12 protein-coding genes are annotated in these 16,420 nt (G+C 70.5%); 5 read left to right on the top strand and 7 right to left on the bottom strand.

Annotated elements, in window-relative coordinates:
* Positions 1-94: 94 nt before the first annotated feature.
* Positions 95-586 carry a thiol peroxidase gene (tpx, locus tag ACVTJA_RS42195; RefSeq protein WP_465829168.1) on the top strand — a complete coding sequence of 164 codons (492 nt, stop codon included), beginning with the start codon at positions 95-97 and terminating at the stop codon, positions 584-586.
* Positions 587-604: 18 nt separating this feature from the next.
* On the opposite strand, the gene ACVTJA_RS42190 is transcribed toward tpx, so the two are convergent.
* Entirely contained in the window at positions 605-2,050 is a 1,446-nt protein-coding gene (locus ACVTJA_RS42190; RefSeq protein WP_465829166.1) for an FAD-binding oxidoreductase, read from the bottom strand.
* Between the two features lie 399 nt (positions 2,051-2,449).
* Between ACVTJA_RS42190 and ACVTJA_RS42185 the strand changes: the two genes are divergently transcribed.
* Positions 2,450-3,247, top strand: a complete 798-nt coding sequence (locus ACVTJA_RS42185; protein ID WP_465829164.1) for a hypothetical protein — start codon at positions 2,450-2,452, stop codon at positions 3,245-3,247.
* Positions 3,244-4,749, top strand: coding sequence for a putative metal-binding motif-containing protein (locus ACVTJA_RS42180; RefSeq protein WP_465829162.1), 1,506 nt, complete (start codon positions 3,244-3,246; stop codon positions 4,747-4,749). Before ACVTJA_RS42185 ends, ACVTJA_RS42180 begins: the two co-directional genes overlap by 4 nt.
* 39 nt (positions 4,750-4,788) lie before the next feature.
* On the opposite strand, the gene ACVTJA_RS42175 is transcribed toward ACVTJA_RS42180, so the two are convergent.
* Positions 4,789-5,745 (bottom strand): hypothetical protein, encoded by a 957-nt coding sequence (locus tag ACVTJA_RS42175; protein ID WP_465829161.1) that lies wholly within the window; start codon positions 5,743-5,745, stop codon positions 4,789-4,791.
* A gap of 301 nt (positions 5,746-6,046) precedes the next feature.
* Here ACVTJA_RS42175 and ACVTJA_RS42170 point away from each other — a divergent pair, with 301 nt between their 5' ends.
* The gene (locus tag ACVTJA_RS42170; protein WP_465829159.1) at positions 6,047-7,855 is read left to right on the top strand and encodes a right-handed parallel beta-helix repeat-containing protein; all 1,809 of its coding nucleotides are present in this window, start codon (positions 6,047-6,049) and stop codon (positions 7,853-7,855) included.
* 176 nt (positions 7,856-8,031) lie between these two features.
* Entirely contained in the window at positions 8,032-10,302 is a 2,271-nt protein-coding gene (locus ACVTJA_RS42165) for a zinc-dependent metalloprotease (RefSeq protein ID WP_465829158.1), read from the top strand.
* A gap of 51 nt (positions 10,303-10,353) precedes the next feature.
* Here ACVTJA_RS42165 and ACVTJA_RS42160 read toward each other — a convergent pair whose 3' ends face one another.
* The 5 genes from ACVTJA_RS42160 to ACVTJA_RS42140 all read right to left on the bottom strand — a co-directional run bounded on the left by ACVTJA_RS42160 (position 10,354) and on the right by ACVTJA_RS42140 (position 16,387).
* Positions 10,354-11,766, bottom strand: coding sequence for an MFS transporter (locus ACVTJA_RS42160; protein WP_465829157.1), 1,413 nt, complete (start codon positions 11,764-11,766; stop codon positions 10,354-10,356).
* Positions 11,766-12,539: an SDR family oxidoreductase gene (locus ACVTJA_RS42155; protein WP_465829155.1), complete on the bottom strand. Its 774-nt coding sequence runs from the start codon at positions 12,537-12,539 to the stop codon at positions 11,766-11,768. Before ACVTJA_RS42155 ends, ACVTJA_RS42160 begins: the two co-directional genes overlap by 1 nt.
* A 110-nt stretch (positions 12,540-12,649) precedes the next feature.
* Entirely contained in the window at positions 12,650-13,096 is a 447-nt protein-coding gene (locus ACVTJA_RS42150; protein WP_465829154.1) for a MarR family winged helix-turn-helix transcriptional regulator, read from the bottom strand.
* Positions 13,097-13,180: 84 nt separating this feature from the next.
* Positions 13,181-14,518, bottom strand: coding sequence for a DHA2 family efflux MFS transporter permease subunit (locus ACVTJA_RS42145; RefSeq protein WP_465840648.1), 1,338 nt, complete (start codon positions 14,516-14,518; stop codon positions 13,181-13,183).
* A 240-nt stretch (positions 14,519-14,758) separates the two neighbouring features.
* A complete protein-coding gene (locus ACVTJA_RS42140; RefSeq protein ID WP_465829152.1) occupies positions 14,759-16,387 on the bottom strand; it encodes a sensor histidine kinase in 1,629 nt (542 codons plus the stop codon).
* Positions 16,388-16,420: the final 33 nt, after the last annotated feature.

Genomic DNA, 16,420 nt, shown 5'->3' with positions numbered 1-16,420 from the left:
AGCGCGCACAGGGGAACGTTCCGCCCCTGATTCACTGGCGCCCGTCGTGGGATGTCGCTACGACGGGCGCCCGCTCCCATTCCAGGAGGCACGCATGGCCAACATCACCCTGAAGGGCAATCCCATCCACACCGCGGGCAGCCTGCCCGCCGTGGGCAGCGCGGCCCCGGACGCCACGCTCACCGGCGTGGACCTCGCCGACAAGAAGCTCTCGTCCATCCCGGGCAAGCGCGTGCTCAACATCTTCCCCAGCGTCGACACCAGCGTGTGCGCGACGTCGGTGCGCACGTTCAACAAGCGGGCGACGGAGAAGCCGGGCGTCACCGTCATCAACGTCTCCATGGACCTGCCCTTCGCCCTCAAGCGCTTCTGCGGCGCCGAGGGCATCGACAGGGCGCTGACCTTCTCGGGCTTCCGCGGCGACTTCGGCAGGCAGTTCGGCGTCACCATCCAGGACGGCGGCATGGCCGGGCTCTACTCGCGCGCGGTGGTCGTCCTCGATGAGACGGGGAAGGTCCTCCACGCCGAGCAGGTGCCCGAGATTGCCCAGGAGCCGAACTACGAGGCGGCCCTCGCGAAGCTGTGAGGCCAGGCGCGCGGCGCCTCAGTGAGGCAGCGCCGCGCCCGTGGGGCGGATGTTCTGGTTGATGCGGAAGAGGTTCTCCGGGTCGTACTGGGTCTTCACCTCGAGCAGCCGGGCGTAGTTGTCCCGGTACGTCGCCTGCACCCGCTCCTGGCCCTCCTCCATCATGAAGTTCACGTAGGCGCCGCCCGCGGAGTAGGGGTGCAGCGCCTCCCAGTAGTCCTTCGTCCAGGTGGTGATGGCCTGCGCCTGGGCCGGTGACGGGTCCACCCCGACGATGACCTCGGCCCACTTCACGTCGCGGAAGCTGAAGGCGGTGTCCTTGGGGCCCACCCGGTGCACCGCGCCGTCGATGGGGTAGAGGTGCATGGAGGACTGCATCGTCGGCATCTGCCTGGCGAACTCCTCGTGCCGGGCGATGGCCGCGTCGCTCAACTCCTTCACGAAGTCCGCGCGCCAGTACCACTGGTGGCCTGGCGGGTAGAGCGCGTCGAAGGCGGTCTGCAGCATGGGGAAGGGCATGGGCTGCACGCCGTGCAGCACCGGGCGGAGCGCCAGCACTGGAGCGAACAGCTCATCCGCCCGCGCGGGGTCTCCGCTGTAGCACCACATCACCGCGCACATCTTCTTCAGGTGCAGCTCCTTCGGGAAGGGCGGCCCGGGCGGGACGGTCATGAAGGCGAAGAAGCCGTTGAGCTCCTCCGGCGCCGAGAGGATGAACTCGCGGTACCACTGCATCACCTCGGCGGTGCGCTCGACGGGCCACAGCGTGGGCCCGCCGAGGATGGTGTCCACCGGGTGGGCGCGGAAGAGGAACGAGGTGACGACGCCGAAGTTGCCGCCGCCGCCTCGCACCGCCCAGAACAGGTCCGGGTACTGGTCCTCGCTCGCGGTGATGAAGCGTCCGTCGGCGAGCACCATGTCCACGGCGAGCAGGCTGTCGATGGTGAGGCCGAAGCGCCGCGAGAGGTGCCCGATGCCGCCGCCCAGGGTGAGCCCTCCCACGCCCGTGGTGGAGATGATGCCCGAGGGAACGGCCAGCCCGAAGGCGTGCGTGGCGTGGTCCACGTCTCCCCAGACGCTTCCGCCCGCGACGCGCACCGTGCGCGCGAGCGGGTCCACCCGGACGCCGCGCATGCGCGACAGGTCGATGGCCAGGCCCGCGTCACAGAGGCCGAGCCCGCCGCCGTTGTGTCCGCCGCCGCGGATGGACAGGGGGACGCGCTGCGCGCGGGCGAAGGCGACCGAGGCGATGACGTCCGCCACGTCGGCGCACCGGGCGATGAGCGCCGGGCGCTTGCGAATCATGGCGTTGTAGAGACGGCAGCTCTCCTCGTAGTCAGCGTCCTCGGGCCGGACGAGCCCGCCGCGCAGGAGGGCCCTCAGTTGCTCGACTCGGTCGGGCGTCAGGGTGGGCGGAAGTCCTGCGCCGCCCTCGGTGCGCCCACGCGGGGTGTCCAGACTCATGGTGCTCTCCTCCCCAGGGGCCGCGGCAGGCGCGCCCCGCACTCAGTTCCAAGCTAGGAACGGGAGCGGATGCACTGGCAGGCGCGCGAGACAGGGCGTCAAGGCACGCCCCCGACGGTGGCGGCATGGGGGCCGCTCGGCGGGTCCGATGCCATGGCGCGCGGGACTCCGCGCTCCAGTCGAACGCTCCGTGTGCATGGCTGCCCTCGAGAGGAGACGTGGAGACGGACGGGCTTCCCCATGACGTGTTGCCCGCGCCCTCTCGTTCCCACGCTCATGCGATTACAGCGTCGATGGCAGCTGCACCGTGGTGTCGAAACGGCCGAGACGGCGTGTGCACAGAAGAGCACGCACGAGTCGTTACGAGTCGTTTCGCGACGGCGGGGGCGCGGAGCCGCGATGCTATCTTCCGCGCCCATGTACCTGCGAATCGTGCTCGGCCTCGTGCTGATGCTGGCCTCGTCGGCGTGGAGCCAGCCCGCGGCTTCCAGCAGCCCCTCTTTCCATGACCGCATGGCGGCCGCGGCCCGTGCGTATGATGACCTCGACTTCGAAGCGGCCCTCGTGGAGCTCGACGCGGCGAAGCTCGCCGCACGCGACGACGACCAGCGGGCCCAGGCGGCCATCTACCAGGGATTCGTGCTCGCGGACCTGGGGCGGCGGCAGGAGTCGCTCGCGGCCTTCCGCGCCGGCCTCTCGCTGCGGCCCGATGCGAGCCTTCCGGTGAAGGTGTCCCCCAAGGTGACGCGAGACTTCGAGGACGTGCGCAAGAGCGTGCAGCGCAACCAGTCGCGCAATCCCCGCACGCCGGCGGACGCGCCGCGCACGGTGCAGGACCCGCAGCTCGCGCAGACTCCGCCGTCTCCCGACATCCTTCCTCCCTCGGCGCTCGCGACGGAAACGGAGGTGCGCTCCTCGCGCTCCTCCCTCGTGCTCCCGATTGCACTGCTGGGCGCCGGCGCGGTGCTCGGCGGCGCGGGTGGCTACTTCGGCCTGAAGTCCCGGAGCAGCGTGGACGCCGCGCGCGGCGAACTCTTCTACGACGACCGGGCCGCGCACCTGGACAGCGCGCGGGGGCAGGCGCTCGCGGCCAACCTCCTGCTGGGCGCGGCCGTCACCGCCGCCGCCGGAGCGGCCATCACCTGGTTCCTCACGCGCGACGACACCCCGTCGCAGCGAGCGGAGGTCTCGCCATGAAGCGCGCCTTGGCCCTGGTGGGGCTCGGGGTTGGGCTCGGGTTGGTGTTCATCACCTGCACGGTGCCGGACATCGCGGAGCTCGAGGAGGAGAATCCCAGCGGATGCAACGCGGACCACCCCTGCGACGTCCGCGTGCTGCTGACGTACGACGGCTTCCGTCCGGGCTGCGTCGCGCTGCGACTCGTGGACGTGGAGGACTCCTCGAAGACGCTGGAGCTGCGGGTGGACCCTCCGGTGACGGAGGCGAGCGGCACCCGCGAGACGGGCTTCATGCGCAGGCCCGGGTGGAGCAGCTCCGTGAAGGTGACGGCCTCCGCCCGCGAGCACGCGTGCGACGGGAAGGTGGTGGCCAGCGTCACGGCCGACAAGGTGCTCATCCCCGCCCAGGGGGCCGCCGAGGTCGTGCTGACGCTGAGCGCGGTGGACGAGGACGGCGATGGCTACGTGAGAGAGGACTCCGGGGGCACGGACTGTGATGACCACGCGGCGTCCATCTCCAAGGGGATGGAGGAGCGCTGCGACTTCCTGGACAACGACTGCGACCATGTCGTGGACCCGGCGCCCGTCTGTAACGGCGTCGAGTGGAAGGCGGAGCCGCTCGTCGCCGGCGCGCACCTGCGGGACGTGGCCCCGCACGCGCGCGGCCGGGCCTGGTTCGTGAGCGACAACAACGACGTGGTCGCCTCCGTGCGCCGGGAGGCGGACGGCGGCGTCCAGGTGCAGCAGTTCACCGACTGCCTCGGAGGGTGGGCCACCGCCTGGGCACGGCCGAGCGACGGGCGCGTCTTCATGGGCTCCTGGGAAGGCCGGCTCGCGACGCGGACGATAACCGCCGCGGAGCCTTGCTCGCGCGCCGCCTTCGACGGAGGCGCGGCGGCCATCCAGGACATGGTGGGCTTCGAGCAGGATGGAGGCACGACGCTCTACGCGGTGAACGAGGCGGGGGACATCGTCCGCTGGGACTACCCGGCGCCCCCGGCGCGGGTGGCGCACGTGGAAGCGGACCTCCGCTCCATTCATGGCACCGAGCCGCGGACGCTCATCGCCGTGGGCTACGCCATGGGCGGCGAGCCCCCGACGGCATCTCCGGTCGCCTACCGCTACAACCCGGATGGAGGGCCCTGGCTGCAGGAGTCGCTGCCGCCGTCCTCCACCGGGCAGCACGCCCTCCACTCCGTCCACGTGGTGAGCCCGGGCCTGGCGTACGCCGCGGGAGACCAGGGGCTGCTCCTGGAGCGCGAAGGGGGCGTGTGGCGCACGAAGCCTGCGTACCCCATCTACGTGGATGGCGGCGTCTCGCCCGACATCTTCGACGTGGTGGCCTTCGGCAAGGGGGCCGTCTTCGCGCACCTGGACACGGACGACCTCGTGCGCTTCGACGGAGAGCAGTGGCGCGACTTCCGCTTCGGCACCCAGGGCTTCACGACGCTGGAGGGGCTGACGTCGGACGAGCTGTGGAGCGCGTCCCAGGACGGCACCATGTTCCACTGGGGGCCGTAGGCTCCGGCGAGGAGCCTACGGCTCGAGACGATGCGGGGCTCAGCTCTTGCCGGGGCCCTTGCCGTCGTGGAAGTTCAGCATCGCGACGGCGGTGTCGAGGTCCGGGTGCTTGAGGTGCTCCACCTCCTTCTGGATCTGCTTGTACTGGCTGGTGGTGACGCGGGGCATGTCGCCGTCGATGCGCTTCTCGTAGAGGGGCTCTCCGGGGCGGTCCTTGTGGATGAAGCGCTGGTCGATGTACTCGGCGCGCTCGGTGCCACGGCGCATGGTGAACTGCGTGTCCACGAGGATGTTGGGGTTGCCGCTGATGGCCTTGTCCGCGGGAATCATGGCCGTGTTGGCGCCATGGGAGGCGGAGGCCAGGTTCTGGCGTGTCTGCGTCTTGCTGCCACCCTCGCCATGGCCCATGCCGTGGAGGATTTCGTAGTCCGTCCCCTTGTCGGCGGTGCCGAGCTTCTGCTGGTACTTCGTCGAGCTGGGCTCACCGCCCGTCATCTCCTTGAAGACCTTGGTGTGCTCGCTCTTGTCGCGGTCCGGCACCGAGGTGAGGACCTGCTGGGGCCCGAGTCCCCGCTTGTCCGCGGCGCCCTCGTAGAAGATGCCCTTCTTGTCCTTGGCCTGGCTGCCGTAGTGGGCCAGCTCGTTGAGTCTGTCCTCGGGACCGTCCTTCACGGTGCGCAGGGCGGACATGTCACCCGTGCGAGCGGCATGGACGTCCTGCAGGCCCGCCTCCTTCTGTTGCTTGTACAGCTCCGCGGCCGAGGGCGGCTGGCCGCCCGTCGCCGCGGCCCGCTTGGGCCGCTTCGAGCTGCTCGGCTCGAAGTCGTCCGGCGCGGGGCGCTTCTTCCCCGTGGAGGAAGACGCACTGGCCTGCGTGGACTGCGATGGCGACGGGCTGCGAGGGGGCGTGGAGCTCGTGGGGCTCGGCGACCGCGGCACGTCGACCTTGGGGCTCTTGGGGATGGAGATGGAGGGAGGTCGAATCTTGGGAGGCATGGGGCTCCTTCAATGGGAGATGCGATGCCTGCACCCTATGACAATGAATTGCATGTGTAATCACCCAGAAGAGTGAGGCCGACTTCTGGGAGTTGATTTGTCAGAGATGGAAAGTTGCCCTGACGGCGGGGAGTTTTGTCTATGGGAAATCCCCAGGGTGGGCGCCGCACTCAGAGGCCCTCACCCCGGAGCTGGATGGGGGCGGCGGGCCACGTCGCGGCGGTGAAACTCCGTTGCGGGAAGACAGCGCTCCGTGCTGGCGTCCGGTGAACATCCACCGAACGGACCGCTGCGAGAGGTTATGAATCGTCCTGTATTGCTGACGCTGGGGTGTGTGGCCGGGCTGCTGGTGTGGGCGGGGTGTGGAGGGGGAGAAGGCGGCACGAAGGACGGTGGCGCTCACGAGGATCCGGTGGACGCCGGCCACGACGCGGGCGCCATCGTCACCGACGCGGGCTCCGACGCGGGCACCGGTGGGAACACGGATGGCGGCACGGGCGGTCCCAACGCCACGGTGGCCGGCGCAGTCACCGTGCCCTATCCGACGCTGAACCATCTGACGGTGGAATGGGCCTTCACCGGCGATGCCAACGCCAACGGCGTGGTGACGGTGCGCTACCGGTCCGCGGGCACCAGCACGTGGCGCGAGTCGATGCCGCTGCGCCGCGTGTCAGCGGGCGACAACGAGGGCTTCAGTTGGGGCAGCCGGCACTCGGGCAGCGTGTTCGACCTGCAGCCGGGGACGTCGTACGAGCTGGAATTGACGCTCACGGACCCGGACGGCGGGACGGCCACGCGCACGGCGAGCGCCACCACGCGCGCGGTGCCCGCGCCAATGGCGGGTGCGCCCGTGAAGGCCGTGACGCCGGCCACCTTCGCGAGCGTCGCCGCGAGCGCCCAGCCGGGGGACATCCTCCAGCTCGGAGCGGGCACGTACAGCGGCTTCACCTGGGAGAAGGACGGCACCGCCGGCAAGCCCATCCTCCTTCGAGGCACCTCGGGCACCGTCATCAACGGGCAGGTCAACCTGTTCGAGCGGAGCTACGTGCACCTGGACGGGCTCACGGTCAACGGGCGCATCCGCTTCAACGGCTCGAAGCACGTCGCGGTGACTCGCTGCACCGTCAACGCCAGCAGCACCTACGGCGGAGACGGCATCGTGACCTACCTGCGCGCGGAGAACGCGTACATCGCGGACAACGTCGTGACGGGCCTCACCACGTGGGCCGAGTCGTCGCTCGGCGTGGACGGCGACAACCTGGGCGAGGGCATCGCCGTCACCGGCCCGGGGCACGTCATCCTGCACAACCGCGTCACCGGCTTCCGCGATGGAGTCTCCCTGCTGGAGGACGACGAGGCGGTGGACCAGTTCAGCATCGACATCCTGAACAACGACCTCGACGGCAACGCGGATGACGGCATCGAGGCGGACTTCTGCTTCCACAACTGCCGCATCGTGCGGAACCGGCTCACCCACAACTTCATCGCGATGTCGTCCCAGCCGGGCCTGGGTGGGCCGACGTACTTCATCCGGAACGTCGTCTACAACGCGGTCCACGTGGCCTTCAAACTGTACCGGGGCAGCTCGGGGGACGTGCTGCTGCACAACACGGTGGTGAAGAACGGGGACGCGTTTGGCATCTACGCGGGCCGGCCGGTGGGGCGCCTGTACACGCGCAACAACCTGTTCATCGGAGGCCCGGGCGCGAGCTTCAACGGCTACAGCAGCGGCTCGGGGCGCGTGCTGGCGCTCGCGGACCTGGTGACGGCCGGCGCGGACATGAACCATGACGGCCTGGGCTCCACCACGGGCACCTTCACCGGGACGTGGGGTGGCACCAGCTTCACCAGCCTCACCGCGCTGCGCGCCAGCACCCAGGAGAAGAACGCCGTGCAGGTGGACCTCGGCGTCTTCGCGGCCTCCGTCGCGTACCCGTCCGCGCCGATGACGAAGTCCGCGGCGCCTGACCTGCGCGTGCGCGCGGGCTCGGCCGCGGAGAACGCGGGGCAGGCCATCCCCGGCATCAACGACGGCTACAGCGGCGCCGCGCCGGACCTCGGAGCCTACGAGGTGGGCGCTGCGTTGCCGGTGTACGGCCCCCGGCCGTGAGGCGCGGGGCATGCCGCAACGCTGTTGCATGAATGCCATATCGCCCGAGGAGGTGATTCCTTGCGCGGTGGAGCACATCTCCCGCTCGCCTCGCGAGGCGTGAGGGACGTCATGGATTGGTGTCGTTGCCCCGGCACCGGATGGAAATCCCTCCATCCGGTTGTCCGGAGTGCACCATGTCCCCTTGGAGTCCCTACACGCGGCGCGTCTGGTGGAGCACCCTGTCCCTGGCGCTCGCCCTGAGCGCGGGCTGCGGCAACACCTCGGCGGTGCCCACACCCGAAGCACCCGAGGCCGTCCTCCCGGTGTCGTTGGACGATGCCTTCGTCGCCATCCCTCGTGAGCTGAGCCCCGGCGAGCAGCAGCACATCGCCCAGAAGCTCGACGGCGTGGTGGACGACGCGCGCGCCAGCTTCTACCTGGCCATCCGGCGCAGCGAGCTGCACCAGCAGTGGTTCCTCTCCGCCTACTCCAAGCAGGCCCACCCGGGTGGCGTGGTCTACACCGCGGCCACCTCCCTGGGCACGCGGGTGGTGAGCTTCGAGGAGCAGAACGGGAAGCTCTTCGTCTTCGACGTCGACACGCGCAAGGTGATGAGCGACGTGTTCCATCCCCAGGTGCTCGTCGAGGCGTACCCCATCGTCACCGGCTACGCCCCGTTCAACCGCCTGCCCGGCGCCAGTCAGTACGTGCTCATCGACCCCACCGAGGGCCTCAACCGCTTCGGCGTGGTGGGCGACAAGCTGGGGGAGAGCGGCGTCCACTTCCAGGTGGAGCTGAGCTTCGCGCAGCGCTTCCGCCGCATCTCGGACGGCATCACCTTCGAGCAGGTCTACACCGGTTATGCGGACGTCCCGGACGAGCTGGCCCCGGTCTTCATGGAGGACAACGTCTTCCGCACCGCCGGCACGCTGGGCATCGCCCTGCGCAGGTACTCCGAGGGCCCGGGCTACACGCCCACCCCGCTGCCGCCCCGGGAGCACTACTTCCGCGGCGAGCGGCGAATCATCCCCAACACCGCCGCGCAGGTCATCGAGCAGGTGGCGGTGAAGTGGAACGTCCACCCGGGCATGACGCCCATCCGGTGGCACATCACCGACGCCATCCTGAAGGCGCAGCAGGACCCGCGCTTCCAGGACTATGACCTCGTGGGCGCGGTGAAGCGCGGCATCGAGGGCTGGAACGCGGTGTTCGGCTTCAAGGTGTTCGAGGCGGACATCGGCGACAGCGGCCTGAGCTTCGCGGACGACGACCAGAACGTCTTCATCTTCGACACGGACGAGATGATGCCCTTCGCCATGGCGAACTGGCGCACCAACCCCAACACCGGGGAGATTCGAGGCGCCAGCGTCTACTTCCCCGTGAGCTGGGTGCTGGTCGCGGACGAGGAGCTCGACGGGGACGCGGCCCTCTCCGAGCTGGCGGAGCCGGCGCCGCGCGCTCCGCTCCGGCTGTCATGGGCTGGCATGAGCGGCGCACCGCTATGTGACTTGCATGCCTCGGACCTGCTCCGGGCGCGAGCGGCCTCGGGCAGCAGCGGCCTGCTGGCGGGGCTCACGAAGAAGCAGAAGGTGGAGCGGTTCCTCACGTTCATCGTGCTCCATGAGATTGGCCACACGCTGGGTTTGCGGCACAACTTCGCGGGCTCGCTCGTGTACGACGGCAGTCCCGGCAGCCTCTACTCCTCGTCGGTGATGGACTACGTCATCAAAGACGACGCGGCTCGGATGGAGGGACCGGGCCCGTATGACGTGCAGGCCGTGCGTTACCTCTATGGCCTGTCACCGTCGCTGCCCACCCAGGCCTTCTGCACCGACGAGCACCGGCGCACCGACCCCTACTGCAGCACGTATGACCGCTTCGCCGAGCCCATCTCCGGGCACCACGGTCCGGTGTACCTGCGGGCCCAGGCCTTCATGCTCAACAGCACGCTGCCGTGGAGCCGGTTCGTCTACTACTTCATCTACCAGGTCCACCCGCTCCTCAACTTCGTGCGCGTGGCGGAACCGCAGGCCCAGGTGACGGCCTATGAGCTGGCGATGACGAACCTCCGTCCGCCGATGGTGATTCCTCCGGGGGCCTCGCCGAGCTACGTGGCCCGCGCGGACGAGCTCACGCGGCGCATCTTCGCGCGGCTCTACCTGGACCCCGCCTCGGAGCGGGACGAGTTCACCTCCAACCCGAACCCGACGCCGGAGCTGATGTCGAGGATGCTCCCGGACATCAAGGCCATCCTGCTCAACACGGACGGGGTGCGCAGCCACACGGCCCGCCGCACCATGGTGGATGTGCTGAAGGCGCAGCAGACGCTGGGGGCCTACGCCACCCTGCGCGAGGCGCGCGACGTGCTGACGGCGGGGCTTCCCTCGCTGAGCGGGGATGAGCGCTTGCAGACGGAGGACCTGGTGGCCCGCATCGGCGTGGCCCTGACGCCGTACTTCCGCTGACGGAAGGGGAGTGCCCGGCAGCGGGGGGACTGCCGGGCACTCCGCGTCACTTCAATGCTGCGGAACCCGGGCTTGCGGCACGCCCACCGCCGTCGGACGGGAGATGCCGAGCGCGGTGGTCGCGGCGACGAGCGCCACGAGCGCGGCGAACCACCAGCCTCGCAAGAAGGTGCCTCCCGGGTCCGCCGCGTCCGCGCCGCCGAGGATGACGACGAGGATGCTGGTGCCGAGCACCATGCCCACCTGCCGGCTCATGTTCACCACGGCGCTGCCGGTGGAGCTCTGGTGCGAAGGCAGCTCCACGGTGGCGGAGGCGATGGCCGTGGGGAACGCCAGCCCGTTGCCCGCGCCCACCAGCAGCCAGCCGGGGAGGACGGTGGTGACGTAGCCCGCCTCCCCGCCGACGCTCGCGAGGAGGACGGCCGCGCCCAGTCCCTGCAGCAGCGCGCCCGCGCCGGTGATGACGCCCACCGGGAGCTTCCTGCCCAGGCGCTGTCCGATGATGGCGAAGAGCGGAACCATGCAGGGCCCCGGCGCCACCGCGAGCCCCGTCTGGAGCGCGGTCCAGTGCCAGCGCTGCTCCATGAAGAGGATGACGGACAGCAGCTCCGCGGCGAACGTCACCGACAGCAGCAGTACGGTGATGTTGGACCACGCGAAGGTCCGGTGCTTGAGCAGGGACAGCTCGATGACCGGGCTCGGGTGCCATGCCGAGCTGATGATGAAGGCCACCAGCGAGGCCGCGCAGACGCCCCAGCAGAGCACGGCCGCCGTGGAGCTCCATCCCCAGCCCGGTGCCTCGATGAGGCCCAGCGCGAGCGCCCCGATGGAGACGATGAGCAGCACGCTGCCCAGGAAGTCCGGCAGGTGCGCGGCGCGCTCCTGCTTGACGGAGGGGACGAACCGCGAGGCCGCGAGGAACGCGGCGATGCCGATGGGCAGGTTGAGCAGGAAGATGCCCTTCCACGACGAGGCCACGAGCAGCCCGCCCACCACGGGCCCGGCGGCCCCCGCCAGCGCTCCGCTGGACGCCCAGATGCGGATGGAGCGCGAGCGCTTCTCCTCGGGGAGCGCGGTGAGCACGAGGCCGAGGCTCGCGGGTGTGAGCACCGCCGCGCCCACCGCCTGGAGGCAGCGGAACGCCACCAGCACCCACAGGTTTCCGCTCAGTGCGCAGCCGAGGCTGGCCACCGTGAAGAGCACGAGGCCGAGCTGGAAGCCTGCCTTGCGCCCGAGCGTGTCCGTCAGGCGCCCGGCGGGGACGAGCAGGGCGCCGTAGAAGATGGTGTACCCGTTGAGTACCCAGCTCAGGTGGGACAGCGACGTGACGGAGAAGTCCGTGCCGATGGCGCCCAGCGCCACGTTCACGATGAACATGTCCAGGGCGGCCATGAACACCGCCGAGCAGAGAATCACGAGCACGACGGCCGGATGGGCCGCCGTCGCGGAGGGCCGGGCGTTCATCACGGAAGCTTGAGCGCCGAGCGCAGCGTGGTGTCGAAGGCGGAGTCATCCAGCTTCGCCCTCGCGGCGAGGAGCGCCTCGGCATCGGCGCCGGCGGGCCAGCGGAACTTCTGCTCCGGCGCCTCCACCGCGTCGGCGATGGTGCGGGCGATGGCCTCCGGAGGCGTCAGCTGCTCCCGGGGAGGGTACTGGCGCCGGAGGGGCAGGTACGGGTCATCCTTCCCGAAGTGCGCACGCGGGTCGTCGAGCGCCCCCGTTCCAACCAGCCCGGGCTCCACCACGACGACGCGGACGCCGAAGGGGCCGAGCTCCAGGCGCAGCGACTCGCTGAGCGCCTCCAGGGCCCACTTGGTGGAGCAGTAGATGCCCGTGAGCGGGAGCGACATGCGGCCCACCACGGAGGAGATGTTCACCACCGTGCCGGAGCGGCGCTCGCGCATCGCCGGGGTGAAGGCCTGAATCATCCGCAGCGCCCCGAAGACGTTCGTCTCGTAGAGGTTGCGCACCTCCTCGAAGGGGACCGACTCCAGCGGCGCCACCACGATGTCCGCCGCGTTGTTGATGAGCACGTCCACCCGGCCGGCCTGTTCAACGGCGCGGCGGACGGAGGCGTCATCCGTCACGTCGAGCGCAATGCGCTGCGCGACGGGCAGGTCCGCGAGCGTCTCCACCTTGCGTGCCGTGGCGATGACCTCGTGCCCCCGCCGCGCGAGCTCCAGCGCCGTGGCCCTGCCCAGCCCCTTCGAACTGCCCGTGATGAGAATGCGTGACATCGGTGTGTCCTCTCGCCTGTGAATCGCGGTATGGGTTGATTGCCTGTAGCTACAGGTAATCGGGTGAAGAAAATGGCGGTGGGGTGGGGCCCCTGCCGCCTGGAAGGTTGTCAGTCCTGCGCGGCGCGCGCGGCAATCTTCGGCAGGGCGCGGAACGCCGAGTCCCAGGTCGCCGTGGAGACGCGCTCCTGGAGGCGCTCCTGCACGGCGCGCCAGAGGGGCACGGCCCTGGTGAGGACCTGCTGTCCGGAGCGGGTGATGGAGATGTACTTCTCTCGCCGGTCCTCGCCGGCCCGGGTGGCCACCCAACCCTCCTCTTCGAGGAGGCGGAGGTTGCGCGTCAGCGTCGTCTCCTCCAGTTGGAGGCCCGCCGCGAGGTCCCTCACCCGCATGCCCTCGCTCTTGTGGAGGTGGGCGAGGATGGAGAACTGGGTGATGCGCAGGTTCGCGGGCCTCAGCGCGTCGTCGTACATCCGCGTCACCATGCGCGTGGCGCGCCGGAGCGTCTCGCAGAGGCACGGCGTCGGAATCGGGCTGTCGGGGGCCGTGGAGTCCATGTTGCCTGTATATGCAGGCAATAGCGGCGGCGCAACGGAATCAGCCCGGGCCGTGTCTGTACGCGCCGAGGGGCGGGCGTCCGCTCAGGCCGCCGCCCGGCCTCCGATGGAGGCGCCCGCGCCGGGGGACAGCCGCTGGTAGAGCGGGCCGGCCAGCATGGACACCAGGCCCACGGCGAGGAAGGGCAGGATGAAGCGCCCGGGCGTCAGCGGCGTGGTGTCGCTGCCGCGCGCGAGGTGGAGCATCAGGCCTCCGAAGCTGATGCCGAGGCTCATGCCCATCTGCTGCGTCACCACCGACAGCGTGGACGCGTTGCTGATGGCCCGCTGGGGGATGTCCGCGTACGCCACGGTGTTGAGCGCGGTGAACTGCAGCGAGCGCATGAAGCCGGCCACCACCAGCGCCGTGACGATGAAGGGGATGGGCGTGGACGTGCGGAAGACGGCGGGGAGCGCCGTCAGCACGGCGGTGACCACGTTGGAGGCGATGAGCGTGTTGCGGAAGCCGAAGCGCCGCAGCACCTTGGGCGCCACGGGCTTGCACGCCAGCGCCCCGGCGCCCGTGCCGATGGTGACGAGCCCCGCCTGGACGGGAGTCCAGCCCATCGCGAGCTGGAACAGCAGCGGCAGGAGGAACGGCGTCGCGCCCAGGCCCACGCGGACCAGGGTGCCGCCGATGAGGCTCGCCCGGTACGTGTCGAAGCTCATCAGCCGCAGGTTCAGCACGGGCCGCTCCTTCTTCCGCGCATACGCGATGTACGCGGCGAGCCCCGCCACGGCGATGCCCGAGAGCACGAGTTGCACGGAGAGGGGGACGAGGCCCACGCCCACCGTCTCGGCCGCGCCCATCAGCGCGGTGATGGCGATGGCCGCGAGGATGAAGCCCTTCGTGTCGAACGGGCCCGGGTCGGGCTGGTGCAGCGGCGGCACGAAGCGCAGCACCGCGAGCATGCCCAGCACGCCGACGGGGACGTTGATGAAGAAGATCCACGGCCAGCTTCCGATGCCCAGGATGAAGCCCGCCAGCGGCGGCCCCACGAGCGGCCCGACGAGCGCCGGCATGGTGAACCAGCTCATCGCGGCCACGAGCCGCTCACGTGGCGCGGAGCTCACCACGATGAGCCGGCCCACCGGCGTCATCAGCGCGCCACCCACGCCCTGGAGGGTGCGGAAGAGGACCATCTGCTCCAGCGTCCGGGAGAAGCCGCACAGCACCGAGCCGGCCAGGAACACCGTCATGGCCACCATGAACACCCGCCGGGGGCCGAACCGGTCGGCCACCCAGCCGCTCGCCGGGGCGACGACCGCGAGCGCCAGGATGTACGAGGTCAGCGCCAGCTTCAGGTGGACCGGGTCGGTGCCGAAGGCCGTGGACAGCGCGGGGAGGGCCGTGGAGAGCGCCGTGGAGTCGATGAACTCCATGAACAGCGCGCTGGCCACCGCGAGCGAAGCCAGCCGGGAGCCGCGCGCCGACGGAGCGTGGTGAGGGGCGGACGGTGATGGTGCGGACACCCTCGTTCTTATGTACCGGGCGCCGGGCCCTGGCCATGTCGAGGAGGCGGGCGCTGTACCTGGCGTTATGGCCCCTGAAAGGGGAGGGAGGCCCGGGCTTCCTTCCCTGGGGCCGGGAGCACACCCGGTCCTCGTGCTTCCAGCAGCGGCTCACCCGGCGGACGCGCGCGAGGACGCGGTGGGCAGCCACAGCTCGAAGCGGGCGCCGCCGCCGTGCCTCGCCATGGCGCGCACGGTGCCCTCGTGCGCGAGCACCACGCGCCGGACGATGGCCAACCCCAGGCCGCGCCCGTTGGCGCGCGTGAGGAAGAAGGGCTCGAAGATGCGGCGCGGGTCCACGTCGGGGATGCCGGGCCCCTCGTCCTCCACCACCAGGCGTACGCCGCCCTGCGCCGGCTCCACCGCCAGCCGCACCCGGCCGCCCGCGGGGGACGCCTGCACCGCGTTGCGCACCAGGTGCGTCACCGCGAGCTGGAGCAGCGTCTCGTCGCCCTCGATGGTGGGCGTTTCGGGGGCCTCGTCCACGGTGAAGCGCAGCGTGGGCGCATCCGGCGGGCCGTGGAGCTGCCCGAGCGCGCGGCGCACCAGCTCGCCCAACTGCACGGGCCGGGGGCGCGGCTCCAGCGGGCGCACCACGTCGAGGAGGTCCTTGACGATGTCCTCCAGCCGGATGACCTCTTCCTCCAGCATGCCCACCGCGGCCTGACCGGTGGGGCCCAGGTGCGCCTCGCGCCGCAGCACCGCCACCGCGTTGAGGATGGCGCCCAGCGGGTTGCGCACCTCGTGGGCCACCACGCCCGCGGCCTCGCCCAGCACCGTCAGCCGCTCGCGCGCCACCAGCTCGTCCTGCAGCCGTGACACCTCGTCCAGCCGCACCGCCAGCGTCTGGTGGTGGCGCACGTTCTCCAGCGCGCCGCCCAATAGCTGCGCGAAGAGCTCCAGCGTGCCCGCGCCCGCCGGCGTAATCGTGGTGCCCTGCACGGAGAGGATGCCGTAGGGCACGTCGTCCACGAGGATGGGCGCGTCCAGCCCCTGCGCCTCCGGTGGGTAGAGCTTGCGGATGTTCGCCAGGACTTCCGGCGGGTGGATGCGGCTCACCACGGCGAAGATGTCCGGATGGAAGGCCGCCTTGCGGCGCCCCAGCACCTCGCGGAAGTGCGGCACGGCGGCGGAGGGAATCCGCACGTCGCCAATGGGCATGCCGTAGAGCCGCTCGGCCTCGGCCACGCTGGCGGCCTCCTGGCGCATGGGCCCGTGCCGGAAGATGTCGCCCTCCAGCCGCATGACGGTGACGTAGAAGCCCTGGCGGTGCACGGCGTCCACGGCCTTCTCCAGCACCGTCTGCTCGTCGCGGCAGTGCACCATGTCCGCGGCGGCCGCCGCGAGCGCCTCGGTGAGCCGGCGCACGGAGTCCTCGCCCTCCGCGTTCTGCATCAGCACCACCGTGTCTTCCGGCGTGAGCCCCGGTGCATGGTGGACGCTCAGGGTGAGCTGCTGCCCGTCGGCGCGCCGGATGCGGACCCAGCGAGGCTGCTCGGGGCGAGGGCCGCCGCGGGAATACGTCTCGTAGATGGGCTCCACCCAGCCGCGCTCCTCGGGGATGAAGCGGGCGATGATGGCGGTGACGGGCATGGCCAGCAGCTCGGGCAGCGGGACGCCGAACACGTGGGCCATGGCCGCGTTGGCGTGCAGCAGGTGCTCACCACGGACCACCGCGGCGGCGATGGGGAGTCCTTCGAGCAACCGGTAGTCGACGGAAGAGACGGACACGGGCGTCATCCTGGGGGGCACCCCGAGCGTCCGCAAGCCGTC

The organism is Pyxidicoccus sp. M6 (assembly GCF_055568925.1).
Note: the sequence above shows the minus strand (reverse complement) of the source record. Positions and strands in the feature narration are given on the sequence as shown.

Bases quoted from the DNA above. Each gene is read 5' to 3' on its own strand.
- ACVTJA_RS42145 (WP_465840648.1), bottom strand. From the start codon at position 14,518: ATGGAGTTCATCGACTCCACGGCGCTCTCCACGGCCCTCCCCGCGCTG.
- ACVTJA_RS42160 (WP_465829157.1), bottom strand. From the start codon at position 11,766: ATGAACGCCCGGCCCTCCGCGACGGCGGCCCATCCGGCCGTCGTGCTC.
- ACVTJA_RS42180 (WP_465829162.1), top strand. From the start codon at position 3,244: ATGAAGCGCGCCTTGGCCCTGGTGGGGCTCGGGGTTGGGCTCGGGTTG.
- ACVTJA_RS42170 (WP_465829159.1), top strand. From the start codon at position 6,047: ATGAATCGTCCTGTATTGCTGACGCTGGGGTGTGTGGCCGGGCTGCTG.
- ACVTJA_RS42185 (WP_465829164.1), top strand. From the start codon at position 2,450: ATGCTATCTTCCGCGCCCATGTACCTGCGAATCGTGCTCGGCCTCGTG.
- ACVTJA_RS42140 (WP_465829152.1), bottom strand. From the start codon at position 16,387: ATGACGCCCGTGTCCGTCTCTTCCGTCGACTACCGGTTGCTCGAAGGA.
- ACVTJA_RS42155 (WP_465829155.1), bottom strand. From the start codon at position 12,539: ATGTCACGCATTCTCATCACGGGCAGTTCGAAGGGGCTGGGCAGGGCC.
- ACVTJA_RS42190 (WP_465829166.1), bottom strand. From the start codon at position 2,050: ATGAGTCTGGACACCCCGCGTGGGCGCACCGAGGGCGGCGCAGGACTT.
- ACVTJA_RS42150 (WP_465829154.1), bottom strand. From the start codon at position 13,096: ATGGACTCCACGGCCCCCGACAGCCCGATTCCGACGCCGTGCCTCTGC.
- ACVTJA_RS42175 (WP_465829161.1), bottom strand. From the start codon at position 5,745: ATGCCTCCCAAGATTCGACCTCCCTCCATCTCCATCCCCAAGAGCCCC.
- ACVTJA_RS42165 (WP_465829158.1), top strand. From the start codon at position 8,032: ATGTCCCCTTGGAGTCCCTACACGCGGCGCGTCTGGTGGAGCACCCTG.
- tpx (WP_465829168.1), top strand. From the start codon at position 95: ATGGCCAACATCACCCTGAAGGGCAATCCCATCCACACCGCGGGCAGC.